22 protein-coding genes are annotated in these 20,464 nt (G+C 33.8%); 14 read left to right on the forward strand and 8 right to left on the reverse strand.

Going from position 1 to position 20,464, the window contains the following annotated elements:
* Positions 1–69: 69 nt before the first annotated feature.
* The 7 genes from A0O34_RS18540 to A0O34_RS18570 all read right to left on the reverse strand — a co-directional run bounded on the left by A0O34_RS18540 (position 70) and on the right by A0O34_RS18570 (position 6,693).
* Positions 70–1,032, reverse strand: coding sequence for an IS110 family RNA-guided transposase (locus A0O34_RS18540; RefSeq protein WP_066758062.1), 963 nt, complete (start codon positions 1,030–1,032; stop codon positions 70–72).
* A gap of 295 nt (positions 1,033–1,327) precedes the next feature.
* Positions 1,328–1,849 carry a 50S ribosomal protein L9 gene (rplI, locus tag A0O34_RS18545; protein WP_066758063.1) on the reverse strand — a complete coding sequence of 174 codons (522 nt, stop codon included), beginning with the start codon at positions 1,847–1,849 and terminating at the stop codon, positions 1,328–1,330.
* Between the two features lie 175 nt (positions 1,850–2,024).
* Positions 2,025–2,327, reverse strand: a complete 303-nt coding sequence (gene rpsR, locus A0O34_RS18550) for a 30S ribosomal protein S18 (RefSeq protein WP_027382072.1) — start codon at positions 2,325–2,327, stop codon at positions 2,025–2,027.
* Positions 2,328–2,356: 29 nt separating this feature from the next.
* A complete protein-coding gene (rpsF, locus tag A0O34_RS18555) occupies positions 2,357–2,698 on the reverse strand; it encodes a 30S ribosomal protein S6 (RefSeq protein ID WP_066758064.1) in 342 nt (113 codons plus the stop codon).
* 224 nt (positions 2,699–2,922) lie between these two features.
* Complete coding sequence (locus A0O34_RS18560; RefSeq protein ID WP_066758065.1) at positions 2,923–4,275, reverse strand: chloride channel protein; 1,353 nt, start codon at positions 4,273–4,275, stop codon at positions 2,923–2,925.
* Positions 4,276–4,491: 216 nt separating this feature from the next.
* Positions 4,492–5,802, reverse strand: a complete 1,311-nt coding sequence (locus tag A0O34_RS18565; RefSeq protein ID WP_066758067.1) for a dihydrolipoamide acetyltransferase family protein — start codon at positions 5,800–5,802, stop codon at positions 4,492–4,494.
* Between the two features lie 63 nt (positions 5,803–5,865).
* On the reverse strand, positions 5,866–6,693 hold the full coding sequence (locus A0O34_RS18570) for an SAM hydrolase/SAM-dependent halogenase family protein (protein ID WP_066758070.1): 828 nt from the start codon (positions 6,691–6,693) through the stop codon (positions 5,866–5,868).
* A 418-nt stretch (positions 6,694–7,111) separates the two neighbouring features.
* Here A0O34_RS18570 and A0O34_RS18575 point away from each other — a divergent pair, with 418 nt between their 5' ends.
* From A0O34_RS18575 to A0O34_RS18595, 5 genes are all read left to right on the forward strand, one after another.
* The gene (locus A0O34_RS18575) at positions 7,112–8,068 is read left to right on the forward strand and encodes a PhoH family protein (protein WP_066758073.1); all 957 of its coding nucleotides are present in this window, start codon (positions 7,112–7,114) and stop codon (positions 8,066–8,068) included.
* Between the two features lie 193 nt (positions 8,069–8,261).
* Positions 8,262–8,930 carry a porin family protein gene (locus A0O34_RS18580; protein ID WP_066758076.1) on the forward strand — a complete coding sequence of 223 codons (669 nt, stop codon included), beginning with the start codon at positions 8,262–8,264 and terminating at the stop codon, positions 8,928–8,930.
* 146 nt (positions 8,931–9,076) lie between these two features.
* Entirely contained in the window at positions 9,077–9,586 is a 510-nt protein-coding gene (locus tag A0O34_RS18585) for a hypothetical protein (protein ID WP_066758078.1), read from the forward strand.
* A 209-nt stretch (positions 9,587–9,795) separates the two neighbouring features.
* Positions 9,796–10,452 carry an outer membrane beta-barrel protein gene (locus A0O34_RS18590; protein WP_066758081.1) on the forward strand — a complete coding sequence of 219 codons (657 nt, stop codon included), beginning with the start codon at positions 9,796–9,798 and terminating at the stop codon, positions 10,450–10,452.
* An 87-nt stretch (positions 10,453–10,539) separates the two neighbouring features.
* Positions 10,540–11,184: an OmpW family outer membrane protein gene (locus A0O34_RS18595; protein ID WP_066758083.1), complete on the forward strand. Its 645-nt coding sequence runs from the start codon at positions 10,540–10,542 to the stop codon at positions 11,182–11,184.
* Between the two features lie 83 nt (positions 11,185–11,267).
* Here the strand turns inward: A0O34_RS18595 and ffh are convergent, their stop codons facing one another.
* Positions 11,268–12,626 carry a signal recognition particle protein gene (gene ffh / locus A0O34_RS18600; protein ID WP_066758088.1) on the reverse strand — a complete coding sequence of 453 codons (1,359 nt, stop codon included), beginning with the start codon at positions 12,624–12,626 and terminating at the stop codon, positions 11,268–11,270.
* Positions 12,627–13,086: 460 nt separating this feature from the next.
* On the opposite strand from ffh, the gene atpB reads away from it, so the two are divergent.
* From atpB to A0O34_RS18650, 9 genes are all read left to right on the forward strand, one after another.
* Positions 13,087–14,223, forward strand: a complete 1,137-nt coding sequence (gene atpB / locus A0O34_RS18610) for a F0F1 ATP synthase subunit A (protein ID WP_066758092.1) — start codon at positions 13,087–13,089, stop codon at positions 14,221–14,223.
* 49 nt (positions 14,224–14,272) lie between these two features.
* Positions 14,273–14,491 (forward strand): ATP synthase F0 subunit C, encoded by a 219-nt coding sequence (locus A0O34_RS18615; RefSeq protein ID WP_007844726.1) that lies wholly within the window; start codon positions 14,273–14,275, stop codon positions 14,489–14,491.
* Between the two features lie 98 nt (positions 14,492–14,589).
* The gene (locus A0O34_RS18620; protein WP_066758096.1) at positions 14,590–15,084 is read left to right on the forward strand and encodes a F0F1 ATP synthase subunit B; all 495 of its coding nucleotides are present in this window, start codon (positions 14,590–14,592) and stop codon (positions 15,082–15,084) included.
* Between the two features lie 2 nt (positions 15,085–15,086).
* Complete coding sequence (gene atpH / locus A0O34_RS18625) at positions 15,087–15,626, forward strand: ATP synthase F1 subunit delta (RefSeq protein ID WP_066758098.1); 540 nt, start codon at positions 15,087–15,089, stop codon at positions 15,624–15,626.
* Position 15,627: 1 nt separating this feature from the next.
* A complete protein-coding gene (locus tag A0O34_RS18630; RefSeq protein ID WP_066758099.1) occupies positions 15,628–16,059 on the forward strand; it encodes a hypothetical protein in 432 nt (143 codons plus the stop codon).
* A 19-nt stretch (positions 16,060–16,078) separates the two neighbouring features.
* A complete protein-coding gene (gene atpA, locus A0O34_RS18635; protein ID WP_066758102.1) occupies positions 16,079–17,656 on the forward strand; it encodes a F0F1 ATP synthase subunit alpha in 1,578 nt (525 codons plus the stop codon).
* Positions 17,657–17,741: 85 nt separating this feature from the next.
* On the forward strand, positions 17,742–18,611 hold the full coding sequence (gene atpG, locus A0O34_RS18640; protein WP_066758104.1) for an ATP synthase F1 subunit gamma: 870 nt from the start codon (positions 17,742–17,744) through the stop codon (positions 18,609–18,611).
* A 101-nt stretch (positions 18,612–18,712) separates the two neighbouring features.
* Complete coding sequence (locus A0O34_RS18645; RefSeq protein WP_066758107.1) at positions 18,713–20,071, forward strand: hemolysin family protein; 1,359 nt, start codon at positions 18,713–18,715, stop codon at positions 20,069–20,071.
* Positions 20,072–20,083: 12 nt separating this feature from the next.
* Positions 20,084–20,389 (forward strand): ATP-dependent Clp protease adaptor ClpS, encoded by a 306-nt coding sequence (locus A0O34_RS18650; protein ID WP_066758110.1) that lies wholly within the window; start codon positions 20,084–20,086, stop codon positions 20,387–20,389.
* The last annotated feature ends 75 nt before the right edge of the window (positions 20,390–20,464 follow it).

A 20,464-nucleotide genomic window follows, 5' to 3' on the forward strand; every position in this document is an offset into this window, starting at 1 on the left:
CGTGGAGTTTGTTTTGAGATTGCTTCGCTCCTCGCAATGAACTGTGTTTATTTCCAAATTTATTTTAGATTATTTTAATGAATAATATTCTTTTTTAGTGGCAATGGCAAAAGCTTGCTTTAATAATTTATTTACCACTGCTATTAAAGCTAATTTTTTTGCTTTCCCTTTTTCAACGAGTCTATCGTATAAGTCTTTACATGCTTTATTACACCTTTTAGCAGACCAGGCACACAGATAAAGCATTGCTCTTACCTTACTCATCCCCATTTTACATATTTTTGATCTTCCTCTAACGCTTGTCCCGGACTCGAATATTCTAGGTGAGATTCCAACATAAGAAACAAGTTGTTTATACTTTTCAAATTTTGTAAATCCACCGGAAATTACAATTAAAAGCAAAGATGTTTTGCCTCCCATTCCTGGAATACTTCTTAATTGATCAAACATTTCCTGATGATGTGTTTTTATGATCAATTCCATTTGACATTCTATTGTCTTTATAGCTTGCTCTATTTTTTCTAAAACACAACTTATACTTGCTTCAATGGCTTCACTCTTAACAGGGTTTTGAGCAAATGCTTCTTTTTGTAAAATAAACCCTGTCCTGTTTTTATTCAACTGTTCCAGATAAGCCTGCATCTGTTTAAGTTCTAAAGTATGATTCGCCTCTGGTTCCCACAAGCCAGGATTTTCACTTCTACCGTATTCTGCAATCAGCATAGCATCTTTCTTATCCGTTTTTGCTCTACTCATTCGCATCTGAGAAAACCTTCTGATTACCAGTGCATTTATTACACAGACATTAATCTCATGAGTTGATAAAAAAGTAGCTAACTTTAAGTAATAAGAACCACTGGCTTCCATGACACAAATACATTCTGACTTATTTAAAAGACTCAATAATGAACTGAAGCCTTTTTCATTATTAGCAAATTTGTGATAGGTATACTTGTTTTCAGAATTACAAAGAGCAACATCAAAACTTAATTTCGAGAGGTCAATTCCAACATAATTTTTACTTTTTTTCATACATTTGTTTTTTAAGAAAGTAAACGGAAGAATCTGCTTAAGACTTATCAATCCTAAATACGGTCTTAATGACCAATGAACTGTCCAAGTTCAAAAGCAGAGAGAGAAAGGAACTAGCATTGCGAACAGTCTTTTAAGACCAATGACTCATATCAGCTTTTATCTTTCTCTTCTTCTGTTGAAATAAATTTAGTTATACTCAATATCTTTTCCTAGTGCAAACATAGGATGACGACATAAAAAAAACCACTTCAAACGAAGTGGTTTATATATTTGAGAAAATCTCTTTAGAATCTTAAGCTTCTTCAGAAGGAGTTTCTTCTACAGCAACTACTTTCTTAGGAGCAGCTGGTTTTGGAGCTTCTACTGGAGCGTCAGATACGATATCGAATTCGAAGTTGTACTCAACATTTCTGTGTAATCTGATGTTAGCAGTTACTTTACCAGTTCTCTTAATAGTGTTTCCTGGGATTTTGATGTATTTCTTCTCTACAGAAACTCCAGCTTTAGCAAGAGCAGCAGAAAGATCTGCATTGTTGATAGATCCGAATAATTTATCACCAGAACCTACTTTTGCAGGAATGATAACTGTAGTTTTCTTCAATTGATCTACTACACCGTTAGCTGTAGCGATTAATTTAGCTTCTTCTTCTTTTCTAGCTTCCAAAGTAGCTTCTAGAGCTGCTTTGTTTTTAGGTGTAGCTAAAAGTGCAATTCCCTGAGGAAGTAAGAAGTTTCTAGCATAACCTGGCTTTACGCTTACTGTATCGAATTCAAGACCTAAGTTTTCTACGTCTTTTTTTAGGATAATGTCCATTGTTGTTGTCCGTTTTTAGTTTTAGAGAAAAGAATAAAGAGTAAAGAAGCAAGACTTTAAAATCTTTTATCATTCATCTTTTATCTCTTATCTAAAAATCGTTAGAATTAAAATTATTTATTCAGCAACAAAAGAAGAAAGCGAGCTCTCTTCTTTTATTTATTTTTTTGTTGGCTTATTTCAACAAGTCAGCTACGTAAGGCATCAAAGCAAGGTGTCTTGCTCTTTTGATAGCAGCAGAAACTTTTCTTTGGTATTTCAAAGAAGTTCCAGTGTATCTTCTTGGTAAGATTTTACCTTGTTCGTTTACGAACTGTAATAAGAAATCAGCATCTTTGTAATCAACGTGCTTAATTCCGAATTTTTTGAATCTACAATATTTCTTTTCAGATTTTGTATTGATATCAAGTGGAGTTAAGAATTTTACTTCTGATTCTCCTCCAGCTGAGGCTTGTTTAGCCATATCATCTATTGCCATGTCTTGTCTTTTTTAATTTGGGGTTAATATTAAGCCTTAGCTGTCTTTACTTTAGTTCTTCTAGTGATAGCATACTCTACAGCGTGCTTGTCTAGTTTTGTAGTAAGGTAACGAATTACTCTTTCGTCACGTTTGAATGCCAATTCTAAGTCAGCAACTACAGTACCTTCACCTTTAAACTCAATTAAAGTGTAAAATCCGTTCTTTTTCAATTGAATCGGATAAGCTAATTTTTTTAGTCCCCAATTTTCTTTGGCAACGATTTCGCAGTTCTTTTCTTTGATAAGATCTTCGAATTTTTTCACTGCTTCCTCCACCTGAGCATCAGATAGAACGGGAGTTAAAATGAAAACAGTTTCGTAATTGTTCATAATGTTAAATGAATTTGTTAATTATTTCGAGGTGCAAAATTATGTATTTTATTTCTAATACACAATGTATAGCGTAAATATTTGTAAAAAAATATCAAATAAATCAAATAAAATTGGTGAATTGTCAATCGTAAATCGTGAATTTTTAAAAATTAATACATAATCGAATCAATATTATTTAAAAGTCAAGAATTGTATTTATTTTTAACTAAAACACTAAAACATCAATCCTCCTTTCTAATCTCCGCTAAGAAATTAACTTTTATCACATCATACAGTGAATGTCTGCTTACTAAAATCGATGCAATAGAAGAAACCATCCCCGCCAACATCAAATGAAAGATCAAAGAATGTCTGTCGGTCATTTCCAATACAATAATTGCTGATGTAAAAGGAGCTCGGGTAATTCCGGTAAGGAATGCAACCATTCCGCCTAAAATAACAACGTTGCTTTCGTTTGGCGTTAAATGTATGGCTCCCGAAATTACAGATCCGATACTTGCTCCGGCGGTCAAAGCTGGTGCGAAAATTCCGCCTGCACCGCCAGAAGTAAACGAAAGGGCAGGGCCTAGCATTCTTAAAATAGGCACATACCAATCTTCATGTTTATTTTGAGTGAAAAGCACTCTTTCCATGATTTCCTTTCCTGAACCTAAAATTTCTCTATTGATGAAATAAGCGATGGAAGCGATAAAAAGTGCACAGGCAACCAGAAAAATAACGTTTGATTTGTCAGTTTTCAGGTTTCTTTTTTTCCAGTCATTCATTTTAAGCATGGTTACGGAAAGCTGACTTGCCATAATTCCTGCAATTCCTGCGACTAAAACAATAGGAAACATCACCATTAGAGAAACATCATTGGTTTTAGGATAGCCTAAATATAAATAAGATCCTGCAAATGTCTGGGCAGTTAATCCGGCAATGATAACAGCGGTAAAAAGAGCTGTTTTAAAGTAATTAATATGCGTTTTTGAAAGTTCTTCAACAGCAAATACAATTCCACCAAGCGGAGTGTTGAAAGCGGCCGCAAGACCTGCTGCAGCTCCTGTCATAATCATGTTTTTCTTGGAAATTTTTGGCCACCAATGAGGAAGATATTCGTTCACCTTTCTGAAAACAGAACCTGCAATCTGAATGGTTGGACCTTCACGACCAACAGCACCACCGCCAATCACCAATATAACAGAGGAAAGGATTTTAAAAACAATAATTTTTAAACTTAAAAGACTTCTTATTTTTGTATGTTCCTTTGGATTAGCCAATTCAACAGCTGCCATTACCTGCGGAATTCCACTTCCTTTGGCGTTTGGGGCAAATTCTTTTACCAGCCACCATGAAAGTACAAAACCGATCGGAGCAATGATAAAAATCATCCAATCATGCCAATGAAGAATCATTTCCAAAAGCTTTTCTCCCCACGCGAAAATTTTAGCGTACATCACAGCAACAAAGCCTGTAATCACAGATCCAATCCAAAATGGAATGGCCTGAAGTAGATTATACTTCAGTTGTTCGTTTCGGATATTGTCGAAGGATTTTTTGAGACTTCTTCGAATGAGGGTGAAAATTTTCAACATTTGTTTGTTTTGAACGGTAAAATTAAGTTAAAATTGCGAAATTCATATTATCAGCAATTTTATCAGTATTAAATTTTATTTTGTCTAAAGATAAACTACTATTTTAAGCTTGTTTTAAATTTAATATTAATTAATCAAAATTCCAACAATAAAAAACCTCCGAAAAATAAATTTCGAAGGTTTAATTATATTTGATTGGCAAAAATTATTCATTATTTATACTTCCGTATTCATATCCCAGTTCTGAAGATAGTCGTGAACATGTTTCAGGAACATACCTCCAAGAGAACCGTCTACAACTCTGTGGTCATACGAGTGAGACATAAACATTAACTGACGGATTGCAATTACATCACCATCTTTAGTTTCAAGAACTGCAGGTTTCTTAACGATCGCTCCGATTGCCAAAATAGCAACCTGAGGCTGAGGAATAATAGGAGTTCCCATTAAGTTTCCAAAGCTTCCTACGTTAGAAATAGTATATGTTGCACCTTGAGTGTCCTCAGGTCTAAGTTTTTTATTTCTTGCTCTATAAGCCAAGTCATTGATTGCTTTTGCTAAACCTGAAAGAGATAATTGGTCTGCATTTTTAATTACAGGAACGATAAGATTTCCGTCTGGAAGAGCAGTAGCCATACCGATATTGATGTTTTTCTTTTTGATGATATTTTCACCGTTAATAGAAACGTTGATCATCGGATAATCCTGAATAGCCTTTACAATCGCTTTCACGAAAATCGGCATGAAAGTTAATTTTTCACCTTCACGTTTTTCGAAAATATCTTTATGCTTATTTCTCCATTTTACAACGTTGGTAACGTCTGTTTCGATGAAAGAAGTAACGTGTGGCGCAATATGTTTTGCTTTAACCATGTTTTCAGCGATAATTTTTCTCATTCTGTCCATTGGAATGATCTCGTCACCTGCAGCTACTGAAATTGGCGTTGCAACCACAGTTGTTGCCACTGGTTTTGGAGCTGATACAGCCGGAGCCGAAGCTGCCTGAGGTTGATTCCCTCTGTTAGCTACATGAGCTAAAATATCTTCTTTCGTAATTCTTCCTTCTAAACCGCTTCCTTTGATGGTTTTAAGTTCAGTTTCAGAAATGTTTTCCTGTTGAGCGATAGATTTTACAAGAGGTGACAAATAAAGGTCTCCTGAATATTCTACATGTGAAGTAGCTGTTGGGTTTAAAGCACCTTCAATCGTTTTTAATGTTTCAGCATCTGGCGCTGAAGTTGGAGTTTCCGTTTTCACTTCTTCTGACGCTGTATTTCCGCCTTCTCCTTCAATTTCTAAAATAGCAATGGCTTCACCAACTTTGGCAACTTCGTCTTTTTGCTTTAAGATTTTTACAATTTTCCCCGAAACTGGTGTCGGAACGTCTGAATCTACCTTATCTGTTGCAATTTCTACTACGGAATCATCCTCTTTTACACTATCACCTTCATTGAATAACCAAGTGATAATTGTCGCTTCCATAACACCTTCTCCCATGGAAGGAAGCAATAATTTGTATTCTGCCATTTTTAATTTTTAGATTTTGACAAATATATAAAAAAAATCGGTTTTTTTATGAAATGTATAATTTTAGAAAAATTGAATGTAAATATTCTCGCCTACGTTCAATCCAAACAAAGATTTTGCCCCGTTTTTTTTGCTCCCTTTGTAGATGGTAAGTTCTAAAAGCTGACTGTCATTGAAAATTGCAGCCGACTGTCCATGATACTCTGTCTCCCTTTCCCAGTCGGAAACCACTTCAGTATGGCTTTGAAATATCTTCGAAAGCGTTAAGTTTCTGAATTTTATAGTGAAATTTTCATACCCTTTGCCTGTACTTTCGAAAATTTCTTTGTTGATATTTGAAATTATATTTCCGAAATTATCAATGTACGTTACCTCACCGATAATCATTCTTTCCGGCTCATTATAAACGGGTTTCGGGAAGAAAAGTTCTTTTACGGTATCAATTTTTCGCCCAATAACTTCCGGAAGACCACCATTCGCCAAATGGACTGCAGCAGGAACAAAAACATCGGTTGATGTAAAATTAACCACATCATCGAATCTGTTGTTCAAGGTAATTTCGTAGATGGCTTCTGGTTTAATATCAAAAAAAACTAAACTTAAAAGTCCGTTATCTGCTGCCAGAAAATAGGAGCCATTCGCTTTATATAAAATATTTTTTCTTGATTTATGGAAAAAACTGTCTACCGCCAAGATATGAATACTGCCTTTTGGGAAGTATTTATGGGCATTTCTAACGATATAAGAAGTCTGTATAAGGTTGAATGCCTGGATATCATGGGTAATATCAATAATAGTAACCTTCGAATTCAGAGACAGAATCTTGCCTTTGACAGCCGAAACCCTGTAATCTAAATTTCCGAAATCCGAAGTAAGCGTAATAATTGACATTTTGTAATTCTAGAATGATAGTTTTTGCAAATTTATTTAAAATAAAGGGAATTAAGAGAATTTGAATCCTTAAAAATATCCTAAAAATGAATAAAATAAAGGCTTACGGTTATAAATTGATTTAAAGCTAAATATTAAAAATTTAGAATCTATATTGGATTTATGAAATTTAAAGATCAATGATTTTTAAGTTTGGATTTTAATTTTGTTTTTAAAAAGCCTGTTAAGGTTGTGATGATGTAATAAACAATTTGTTTTGTTGTTGTGATTTTAATGTGAAAATGATAATTGTTTAGTAATGTTCTATTTAGATCAGAAGATTTGTTACGATATTATTAAAATGGTTATTTGTGGATAAAAATTTAAGATCTATTTGAAAAAAAACTCTAAATTTAGATTCTAATCTAAAAATATTTGCATGTTTGAATTAACGTATGATTTGGAAGATATTGATTCAAAAATCTTCTATGGAGTTAATAACCAATATTTCAATTTAATAAAATCCAGCTTTCCGACGCTTAAAATTACGGGAAGAGATCATTATATTTTTGCAATGGGAAATCAGGAAACTCTGGATGTTTTCAGGCTAAAACTGGATGATATTGTAAAATTTATTTCTAAAAATAATTCTATCGAACTAAAAGACATTGAAAATGTTCTTAAAATAAAAAACGAGAGCGAAAAACAGTTGATTTTTGATCAGGATATTATCGTAAAAGGAGTAAACGGTAAAATTATTAAAGCTAAAACCGCCAATCTTAAAAAATTAGTAAGAGAAACTGAGAAAAAAGATATGGTTTTTGCAATTGGTCCAGCAGGAACGGGTAAAACATATACGAGTGTAGCTTTAGCGGCCAGAGCGTTAAGAGATAAAGAAGTCAAAAGAATTGTTTTAACGAGACCAGCCGTGGAAGCAGGGGAGAGCCTTGGGTTTTTACCGGGAGATCTTAAAGAAAAGCTTGATCCATATTTGCAGCCTTTATACGACGCGCTTCGCGACATGATTCCTCATGAAAAACTGGAAGGTTTTATGGAGAAAAAAGTCATTGAGGTTGCTCCGTTGGCTTTTATGAGAGGTAGAACGCTTGATGATGCTTTTGTTATTTTGGATGAAGCTCAAAATACCACTCACGCTCAGATGAAAATGTTTTTAACCAGAATGGGGATGAATGCGAAATTCATTATCACAGGAGATCCAACTCAAATTGATTTACCTCCAAAACAAAATTCCGGATTAAAAGAAGCGATGAGAATCTTAAAAGACGTAAAAGAGATTGGTTTTGTGCATCTTACGGAAGAGGATGTAGTGAGACACCCTGTCGTGAGAAAAATTATTCTGGCTTACAACGAGGAAGATAAAAGATCAAAAGATTAGATTTTTTAATTAAAATAATAGATTTTGCTGAAATTGAGCCTTGAGAAATTGAGCTTATTTCAGCATTATTTTTTTAAATCTGAAAATAAATTTTATCAATAAAATTGGTTTAAAAGATTAATTATTTTGTTAAAATTTGTTAATTAGAAAAATTTTATTAGTTTTGCGGCACAATAATTTAAAAACTAATACAATGAAAAAACTTTTACTCGTTGCAGCAATAACTGTACTAGGTGCAAATGTAAACGCTCAGGAATTTAGATTCGGACCTAAAGTAGGTTTTGCAATGTCAACAATTAAAGTTGATGAAAAGCAAGACGATTTAGAAAAAAGAAAAATGGATCCTAAATATACTTTCTACATCGGAGGTATGGCAGAATACAAAATCAATGATAAATTCGGTTTTCAGGCAGAGGTTTTATACTCTCCACTTGGAGCAAAAGAAAAGATTGATGGAGTAAATGCAGGAGGAATTTATTTTGGTGAGCAAACCAAAGTTACTTTCGGGACACTTCTAGTGCCGATTTCTGCTAAATATTTTATTACAGAAAACTTATCTGTTGCTGCTGGTGCTAACTTCGGAGTTATCCTTACTGCTAAACAAAAAACTGTAATTGGTTCAGATCTTATCAGCATAGATATAGAAGACGAGGACGGTTCAGGTGAAATCGATATTAAAGATGATATCAAAAAATTAAACATCGCTCCATTCGTAGGTGTAGAATATATGCTTGAAAACGGACTTTTCTTTGATGCAAGATATAGCTTAGGGGTATCTAACCTTTCTAACGATAACAGTGGTGGTAAAATCACTAACAGTTTCGCACAAATAGGGGTAGGCTTCAAATTCGGGAATAACTAATATTTCTAAATAGTTTAAAATATAAAAGGCAAAACAGGTTTACTTGTTTTGCTTTTTTTCGTTATATAAAGGATATTATTAATCATCCAGCTTTTAAAAAAGAAAATAATTAGTAATTTTGAGCCCAGTAATTTAAAATTATTAAAATGAAAAAATTGTTATTATTAGGAGCTTTTGCTCTTTTGGGCGGTGCTATGCAGGCTCAGGAAGGATTTAGATTGGGTGGTCATGTTGGAGCTCCGCTAGGTGATGCATCAGATGCAGCCAGCGTTACAGTAGGTATAGATGCTGCTTATATGTGGAATATTGCCAAAGGTTTGGACATTGGTGCTACGACAGGATATTCTCACTTTTTTGGAAAAGATAATGTAGATGATTTCGGTTTTATTCCAATTGCAGCTTCCGGAAAATATAAATTTGCTAAAATTCCTCTTTTCGTAGGATTGGATCTAGGAGCAGCAATTTCTACTAAAGATTATATCAATAGTGGTTTGTATATCGCACCAAGAGTAGGGTATCAAATGAAGAGAGCTGAATTGTATTTAGGATTCCAAAATATTGCAAGTAAGTATAAGAATCATGACTATTACTGGTATGGTGACAACAACTATAATTTCGGAGCGATTAACTTTGGTGTTAATTTCTTCTTAAAGTAATATATTTAAAAAGAACCTTTTTTAAGCTCCAATTGCAGAATTGGAGCTTTTTTATGAAAAAAATTGTCAAAAAAATACAAACAAACGTTTAGTGTATTTTATCTCTAAAATTGGCAATTTTTATGAATGATATTAATCACATTAACAAATTTTAATATTCGTGGTACCCGCTGTAAATTTGCTGTCAGAAAGTATTAAAATTTTATAAAATGAAAAAATTATTATTAGCGGGTGCTGTTGCACTTTTCGGTTTATCTAATGCACAGATTGCAAAAGGAACTGCATATATTTCAGGATCAGTTGGTTATTCTCAAGAAGAAAGCAATAATGGTGATCTTAAAAAAGAAAACTTCAACGTATTACCTACAGTTGGATATTTCGTAGGAACAAACTTAGCAGTTGGTCTTGGAATTGGTTACCAAACTGAAAAAAACACTGCAACTACTACAACAACTTTTCTTAACACTACAGTTGTAAACGAGAACGTAACTAAAAAGCCAGCTTTTGTTGTTGCTCCTTTCGTTAGAAAATATTGGACTTTATCTGACAAGTTGTTTGTTTTCGGACAATTAGCAGTGCCAATGCAGTTTGGAAAAACTGAAGTTGAATCTAACTCAGTTGCTACTACAGGAAGTACAGTAGTTACAAACTCTACATCTACTGAAGCTAAATACACTAAAATTGGTGTTACTGTTAAGCCCGGTTTAGATTATTTCTTAAACAAAAACTGGTCTATTGAAGCTACAATCGGTGAATTCGGTTATAGTAACTTCAAACCAAAAGATGGTGATGCAACAAACAACTATAACTTTGGATTGAACTTATCTTCTGTAACTTTCGGAGTTAAATATGTTTTCGCTAAATAATTAACGAAGCATCAAAAAAATAGAGTCCTAAGATTTATTTCTTAGGGCTTTTTGTCTATAATTAAATTAAACTATAAATTAATAAACATGAAAAAATTATTATTAGCTGGTGCAGTTGCACTTTTTGGCTTATCAAATGCTCAAATGACTAAAGGTGACTGGGTTATCAGTGGAAACACTGGTTTAGGATTCAACACGGCAAGTTCTACTGTAAAAGCTAACGGAGAATCTGAAGATGGACCTAAAATTTCTAAATTTTCTATCACTCCATCTGTTGGATATTTCGTAATCGACGGATTGGCTGTAGGAATTGATTTAGGATTTGACAACGAAACAAATAAGTTTGACGGAGATAAGGTAACTAATACTAGATTTTCTGTAATGCCAACTGCAACTTATTATTTCAAAACAGGTAGCAAATTCTTTCCTTTCGTAGGGGCTGGTATTGGATATGCTACAAACAAAACAAAGTATAGTTTTTCAAATTCAATCGTTGATCCAATATTTTTTGATGACAATACAAAAGAAGATGGTTTAACTTGGAAAGCTAAAGCTGGTGTAACTTACATGGCTACACAGTCTTTAGGAATCAACTTAGGTGTTGGTTTTGATCAATTTTATACTAAGAATACTTACTATAATACAGAAGTTAAAACAACAAGAAATAACTTTGGTGTAAACGTAGGTTTCTCTTACTTCATTAAATCTAAAGGTCAAAAATCTGATAAATAATCAATTTATTTTAGATTAAAAATAAAAAAATCCGACTCAATTTTGAGTCGGATTTTACTTTTATATAAAGTTTTCACTTTTTCTTATTTTCCCATACCGCCCATTCCTGGCATGTTTGGCATCTTGCTCATCATCTGCATCATTTGCTTACCTTGAGGGCCTTGCATCATCTTCATCATTTTACCCATTTGATCAAATTGCTTCATCAATTGGTTTACATCTTCAATTTTTCTACCAGCACCTCTTGCAATTCTCTGTTTTCTCTGAGTATTGATGATTGAAGGTCTTCTTCTCTCATCCGGAGTCATAGAATAAATGATCGCTTCGATATGTTTGAAAGCATCATCACTAATTTCAACATCTTTAATGGCTTTTCCAACTCCCGGGATCATTCCCATCAAGTCTTTCATGTTACCCATTTTTTTGATCTGATTAATTTGCTTTAAGAAATCATCAAAACCAAACTCGTTTTTAGCGATTTTTTTGTGAAGTTTTTTGGCTTCTTCCTCATCAAACTGCTCCTGAGCTCTTTCTACTAAGGAAACAACATCTCCCATTCCTAAGATTCTGTCGGCCATCCTTTCTGGGTAGAAAACATCTAAAGCCTCCATTTTTTCTCCTGTAGAGATAAACTTGATTGGTTTTTCTACAACAGAACGAATCGTTAATGCAGCACCACCTCGTGTATCACCATCTAATTTAGTAAGAACAACTCCGTCAAAATTTAAAGCATCGTTGAACGCTTTAGCCGTATTTACAGCATCCTGACCGGTCATTGAGTCAACTACAAATAGAGTTTCATTAGGTTTGATGAAATAATGAACAGATTTAATTTCGTTCATCATCTGCTCATCAATCGCCAAACGACCTGCAGTATCCACAATTACAACATCATGACCGTTTGATTTTGCAAAAGCAATTGCATTTTCAGCGATCGTAGATGGGTTTGTAGAACCTTCTTCAGTGAAAACGGGAACACCAATTTGTCCACCTAAAACTTTCAACTGCTCAATTGCAGCAGGACGATAAACGTCACATGCAACCAATAAAGGCTTTTTATTTTTTTTCGTTTTTAAATAACTCGCTAATTTTCCGGAGAAAGTTGTCTTCCCGGAACCTTGCAAACCTGCAATAAGAATAACAGACGGCTTTCCGGAAAGGTTAATTCCTTCCTGAGAACCTCCCATTAACTCTACTAACTCGTCATGAACGATTTTCGTCATCAATTGTCCCGGAGTAAGCGATGTAAGAACGTTTTGTCCCAACGCTTTATCCTGAACTCTTTTCGTAAGGTCTTTTGCTACTTTATAATTAACATCGGCATCTACCAATGCTCTACGAATCTCTTTTACGGTCTCCGCAACATTGATTTCTGTAATTTTTCCACGTCCGGAAATATTTTGAAGCGCCTTGTCTAATTTATCCTGTAAACTATTAAACATATTTATTTGTAAATTATAGGTTGCAAAAATAAGGAATTTTTAATAATATATAATAAGATAGAGTGGTGAGATTTTTTTGTTTATGAATTATAATTTTATTTTTGCAAAATGAATTTCTGGAATAGTTTTATTATAATAGCTTTATTGCTCATTTCTAATAGTATTGTATATGTAATATTTAATAAATATTTATATAACAAACCTAATGCAGGAATGAGATTTCTTGCGGTAAATATGTCTAAAGATATCATTTGGTTGATTATTTCTTTATTTATAATAGATAAAACTAAGGCTAATTTTCTTTTAATAGTGATCTGTTTTATCATTGGTTCATTCCTTATATATTACCCCATAATAAAACGCATTAACAAATCATGATTTTTTTGATGATAAAAATCAATTTTTAATATTGGTAAAGTTTAATAAAATCAATATATTTGCACACGATTAAAAAAGAGATATGAACAGAAAGATTTCTTCCTTATTTTTCGCATTTTTATTTGTGTTTATTAGCGGTTTTGCTACTGCACAACATGAGTCTGAAGGTGAAAAATCCGCTGAAAAAGTAGAGCATAAAGAAGATGGCGACAAATTCAATGCTACCAAAATGATCATGGAACACATTGGTGATTCTAATGAATGGCATTTGTGGACTACAAAAGATGATAACGGTGAAGAACACCATGTTTCTGTTCCATTGCCTATTATTATTAAAGATAATCAGGGTTGGCATAGTTTCCTTTCAAGCAGTATAGCGCACGGTCATGAACATGACGGGTATACATTAGAAGAAGGACAGGTTGTTTCAACTAAAGGAATTGAAAAAGCAACTTTGTTTTCTATTATTAGCGGAAAACAAAAATCTAATGAAGTTTTCTTTGATATTTCAATTACAAAGAATGCAGCTTCAATGTTTTTGTCAGTTATTTTTATGGCAGTTATATTCATAGGAATGGCAAGAAATTATAAAAAATCTCAATTACCAAAAGGAGCTGGGAAATTATTAGAGCCAGTAGTTGTATTTATTAGAGATGAAGTAGCTATTCCAAATATCGGTTCTGTAAAATATAAAAGATATATGCCTTATCTTTTAACGGCATTCTTCTTTATTTGGTTTAATAACCTTTTTGGATTGATTCCTTTCTTCCCTGGAGGTTCTAATCTTACTGGTAATATTGCAATCACTGCTGTATTGGCTGTTATTACTTTATTAATCACTTTATTTAGTGCTAATAAAGATTACTGGAAACATATTTTTATGCCACCAGTTCCAATATTATTGTATCCAATTATGGTTCCAATTGAAATTATTGGGATTTTCACAAAACCTTTCGCTTTGATGATGCGACTTTTTGCTAACATCACTGCAGGGCACATTATGATTCTGGCAATTATATCTTTAATATTTATATTTAAATCTCCATTTTTAGGATTCGCTTCTGTGCCATTAGCATTATTCGTTTCTGTATTGGAATTATTGGTTGCAGCATTACAGGCTTATATATTTACAGTGTTATCAGCGTTATTCATTGGAATTGCGGTTGCAGAACACGAACATGATCACGCTCATTCTCACCATGAGGAGCACGGTCACTAAAAAACAACATTTAACTTTAAAATAATTTTAACTAAATAATTTATTTATTATGGATTTATCAACTGGAGCAGGATTAATTTACGTAGGTATCGGATTAGCAGTATTAGGAGTAGGTCTTGGTATTGGTAAAATCGGTGGTCATGCAATGGATGCTATCGCTAGACAGCCAGAACAAGCTGGTAAGATTCAAGGAGCAATGCTTATTGCTGCAGGTCTTATTGAAGGTGCTGGTCTTATTGCAATTATCTTTGGTGCTTTCATCAAGTAATTATCCTCAAAAAAATATTCTTAGCAGTGAAGCGTTTGGCTGCTGCTAAGAATTTTAAAAACAATCCATAAATTACACTTTAAAAAGAATTTACAGATATGGGAATTATTGAACCTGGAATCGGACTTTTGTTTTGGATGACTCTTACTTTTGTTATCCTGTTATTTCTTCTAGCAAAATTTGCTTGGAAACCAATTGTTAATGCCGTTAATGATAGAGAAACTTCAATCGTTGATGCATTAAATCAAGCTAAATTGGCTAAAAAGGAAATGGAAGAGCTAAAGGCTGACAACGAAAGAATTATTCGTGAAGCTAAAATCGAAAGAGATGCTATCCTTAAAGAAGCTAGAGAGATTAAAGACAGAATCGTAGGTGAAGCTAAAGATGCTGCTAAAGCTGAAGGAGATAAATTAATCACAGCTGCTAGGCAGACTATTAACGATGAGAAAAATTCTGCAATGGCAGAAATTAAATCTCAAATTGGTACTTTATCTGTAAACATTGCTGAATCTATTTTGAAGCAAAAACTAGAGAACAACGAAGCTCAAAACGAGTTAGTTCAAAGTTATTTAAATAAATCAAATCTTAACTAAGAATGCTTACATCTAAAGTAGCTAAAAGATACGCGCAGGGTTTGCTTGAGTTCACTAATGAAACAGGCCAAACAGCTACTGTATTTTCTGAAATGAAAGATGTTGCGAAATTGATGTCTCAGTCTACGGATCTGAACAAATTTTTCATGACACCTTACATTGATGCTAAAAAGAAAGTAGAGGTAGCAAAAGAGATTTTCAAAAGTTTGTCAGCTTCTTCTCAAAATTTGATCACATTGGTTATCAGACATGGTCGTGAAAATCAATTGAAAAATATTGCTCAAGAATATATCAATAAAGTTGAAGATATTAATGGAGTACAGAGAGTAACTCTTACTACGGCAACTGAACTTTCGAAAGAAAATATTGATCAGATATTAGGATCTACAAACTTAGTAAAAGCAGGTTCAAACTTTGATTTGAAACTAAATGTAAATCCTGATCTTTTGGGAGGGTACATATTAAGAGTAGGAGATCAGCAGGTAGATGCCTCTGTGAAATCTAAGCTTAATCAGATTAAAAAAGATTTTCAATTAAACTAATATGAAAAAGACTTTATTTTTATCAATGCTTGTTTTTTCTTGTTTTACTTTTGGACAAAAAGTTAAAATTAAGAAGGATAAAGTATTTGTTGATGATAAAGAAATCTATCATATTGAAAATAACGATTTCAATTTTATTTTATCTGATATAAAGAATAATGAAATTGTTTCGGTTTTAGGCTCTACTTTTCAAGTTCCTAAAACGCCACCTATTTACCCAAACGAATCTCCTTATTGGACTCGTGTTATTTATACAGTAAGATTTTTAAAGAGTAACAAAGAAGCTATTACTGATTTATCTGATAAAGATATAATTAAGAACATATATAAATCAGGTATATTTGATGAAAACGGAAATGCTGATGAATCAAAAATAGACCTTTTTATAAACAAATATTCTAACGAAGATCTTAAATTGAAACTTTTAAAATAAGACAAAAAACAACCATACAATGGCAGAAATAAATCCGGCAGAAGTATCTGCGATCTTAAAACAGCAATTGGCCAACTTCGATACTCACGCAAACGTTGAGGAAGTAGGTACAGTTTTAACCATCGGTGATGGTATTGCTCGTGTATACGGGTTAGAAAACGTACAATACGGAGAGTTGGTGAAATTTTCTAGTGATGTAGAAGGTATTGTACTTAACCTTGAAGAAGACAACGTTGGTGTTGCTTTACTTGGGGAAAGTAAATTAGTAAGAGAAGGAGATACAGTAAGAAGAACAAACAGAATCTCTTCTATTAAAGTAGGAGAAGGTATGCTTGGTAGAGTAGTTGATACTCTTGGTAATCCTATCGATGGTAAAGGTCCTATCACTGGGGAATTATACGAAATGCCATTGGAAAGAAAGGCTCCTGGAGTTATCTTCAGACAGCCGGTAACTGAACCTTTACAAACAGGTATCGTTGCGATCGACTCTATGATCCCTGTAGGAAGAGGACAAAGAGAGCTTATCATTGGTGACAGACAAACAGGTAAAACTACTGTTGCAATTGATACGATCATCAACCAAAGAGAATTTTTTGATGCAGGAAATCCTGTATATTGTATATATGTTGCTATCGGGCAAAAAGCTTCTACAGTAGCACAAATCGTTAAAACTCTTTCTGATAAAGGAGCTTTAGCATATACTGTGATCGTTGCTGCAAACGCATCAGATCCAGTTCCAATGCAGGTATATTCTGCAATGGCAGGTGCATCTATCGGTGAGTTCTTCAGAGACACTGGTAGACCGGCATTAATCATTTATGATGATTTATCTAAACAAGCGGTAGCTTACCGTGAGCTTTCTCTACTATTGAGAAGACCACCGGGACGTGAGGCTTACCCTGGAGACGTTTTCTATCTTCACTCAAGATTATTGGAAAGAGCTGCAAAAGTAATCGCTGACGATAAAATTGCTAGCCAAATGAACGATCTACCTGAGTCTTTAAGACCTCTTGTAAAAGGTGGTGGTTCACTTACTGCACTTCCAATTATCGAAACTCAGGCTGGTGACGTTTCTGCGTATATTCCAACTAACGTAATCTCTATTACTGACGGACAGATCTTCTTGGAGTCTGACTTGTTCAACTCAGGGGTTCGTCCAGCGATCAACGTTGGTATCTCTGTATCTAGAGTAGGTGGTAACGCTCAGATCAAATCAATGAAAAAAGTTTCTGGTACTCTTAAATTAGACCAGGCTCAATATAAAGAACTAGAAGCGTTCGCGAAATTCGGTTCAGACCTTGATGCTTCTACTTTAGCGGTTATCTCTAAAGGAGAAAGAAACGTAGAGCTTCTTAAGCAGCCAGTAAATTCTCCACTTCCTGTAGATAGCCAAGTTGCTATGATCTATGCAGGTACAGAGAACTTAATGAGAAACGTTCCTATCAAAAAGGTAAAAGAATTCCAAATCGAATACATCGCATTCTTAAGATCTAAGCACCCTGAAACTATGGCTGCTCTTAAAGCTGGGAAAATCGATGATTCAATCACAGGTGTTCTTAAGCAGGCTGCTAATGATTTAGCTGCAAAATATAACTAAAAATTAGTTGATGATTGTTGGTTGATAGTTGACAGAATTTTCTAAAACTAGCAACCAACAACCGACAACCAACAACTAACCCAATATGGCAAACTTAAAAGAAATACGAGGAAGAATCAGTTCAATTTCATCTACGATGCAAATCACGCGTGCTATGAAAATGGTTTCCGCTGCGAAACTTAAAAAAGCACAGGATGCAATCGTAATGTTAAGACCTTATTCTGAAAAGCTACAGGAGATCATCCAGAATGTAAATTCTAGTTCAGATCCTGATCAGGTTTCTATTTATGCTCAAAAAAGAGAGGTTAAAAGAGTACTTTTCATCGCTGTAACTTCAAACAGAGGTTTGGCGGGTGCTTTCAACTCTAATGTTGTAAAGGAACTTAATATTCAGTTTCAGAAGAATGCTCAATACGAGGTTGAAGTTCTTACAATTGGTAAAAAAGCTTACGATGCTGTAAGAAAAACTCGTTCTGTTTACTCAAATGAAAGCGCCGTTTTTGATAATCTGAACTTTGAAGCAGTTTCTAATCTTACTGAAGCAGCAATGAGCAGTTTCAAAGAAGGGAAATTTGACGAAGTTTATGTAATCTACAATAAATTCATCAATGCTGCGACACAGGAAGTTACTACGGAACAAGTTCTGCCTATTTTAATGGCTGAAGTTGATCCTACAGAGCCTCAGGTGGAAACAGATTATATTTTTGAGCCAAATAGAGCTGAAATTTTAGATAATTTAATTCCAAAATCTATTAAAACTCAGGTTTTCAAAGCTGTTTTAGATTCTGTAGCGTCTGAGCACGGTGCGAGAATGACAGCAATGCATAAAGCAACTGACAACGCGCAGGAGCTTAAGAATGATTTGGTAATTTTCTACAACAAAGCAAGACAGGCAGCTATTACAAACGAAATCTTAGAGATCGTTTCCGGAGCAGAAGCCTTGAAAAATTCGTAAAGAATTAATTTAACAAAATATTAAAGCATCGATATTCTCGGTGCTTTTTTTGTTATTTTTATTTTGTATATCTTTGTACCAATTAAATATATAATTTCTAAATGGACTCGGACATAGTCAGGCTTTTACTAGCCGTATTTCTTGTATTATTAAATGGCTTTTTCGTAGCCGCAGAATTTTCAATTGTTAAAGTTCGTTACTCACAAATCCAAATAAAGGCAGCCGAAGGTAACTCCATGGCAAAGCAGGCAGAGCATATCATCAAACATCTTGATGAGTATCTATCTGCAACACAGCTTGGTATCACATTGGCGTCACTTGCTTTAGGTTGGGTTGGAGAAAGTGCTCTCCACCATGTTGTTGACAATATTTTCCATTCATTGAATGTGGAAATGGCGCAGACAACAATTACCACAATTTCAGTGGTTACCAGTTTTGTTTTAATTACGGTGATGCATATTGTATTTGGAGAATTAATTCCTAAATCAATTGCGATCAGAAAATCGGAAGCAACAACAATGGCAACAGCAGTTCCGTTGAGAGTTTTTTATACGATCTTCAAACCATTTATTTGGTTGATGAATTTGATGTCGAACACTTTCTTAAGATTGGTGAAAATTCACCCGGCATCTGAACAGGAAATCCACTCAACAGAAGAGCTTCAGCTTTTGGTAAAACAAAGTGCTGACAGCGGCGAGATTGAAGAAGAGAACTATGAGATCATTAAAAATGCGTTTGATTTTACAGATCACTCCGCAAAACAGATCATGGTTCCTCGTCAGAATATTACTTCAATTGATTTTGAGGAAGATATTAACGAAATTATCAACAAGATTATGGATAGTGGATATTCCAGAATTCCGGTGTATGTTGATTCTATCGATAATGTGATTGGTATTTTATATACAAAAGAAATCATCAGAGAGTTTGTAAAGAGAAAAGGTGAACTTAGTCATGATGATCTTAAAGAATTAATGCGTGATGCATTCTTTGTGGTTGGAAGTAAGAAAATTTCAGATCTTTTAAAGATTTTCCAACAAAAGAAACAGCATTTAGCTATTGTAATCGACGAATTTGGTGGTACAGAAGGTATTATCACATTAGAAGATATTTTGGAAGAATTGGTCGGTGAAATTCAGGATGAAGAAGATGATGAAGAAAAATTGGTAGATAAAATAGGAGATAATACCTATTGGGTACAGGCTACACAGCCTTTAGACGAGATCAATGAACATTTACCGAAGAAATTACCTCTTTCTGAAGAAAGTGAATATAATTCTTTAGCTGGTTTTATCCTTCACGAATTGGAAAATATTCCGGAAGAAAATCAGGAATTTGACCTCGCAAATTATCATTTCAAAATTTTGAAAATGAATAATAAGAGCGTTGAGCTTGTAGAATTGGTTTATAATGAGCCAAATAGCCTGAGTGATCTGGCTGATAAATTAGGGGAAGTTTAAAAATAATTAAAAATGATTTTTTATAACAGTATAAAAGATTACGAAGATCCAAAACGTCAATATGAAGAAGAAGTTCTGGTATTGGAAGAAACGGATGATGTTTATAAATTAATCTTACATAATGATGATATTCATACCTTTGATTATGTAATTGATTCTCTCATAGAGGTTTGTAAACATACGTTAGAACAGGCCGAGCAATGTACAATGTTGGTACATTATAAAGGCAAATGCACGGTGAAAACAGGATCTATGGATATTGTAAAGCCTATGCATGAAAAACTTATTTCAAGGGAATTAACTAGCGAAATCGTATAAATAAGAGCTCTGACAATTGTTAGAGCTTTTTTTGTTATACATTTTCTTTTTTATGAATTTTTAATGATTTTTTGT

This window comes from Chryseobacterium glaciei (genome assembly GCF_001648155.1).
GTDB classification, from domain to species: Bacteria; Bacteroidota; Bacteroidia; order Flavobacteriales; family Weeksellaceae; genus Chryseobacterium; species Chryseobacterium glaciei.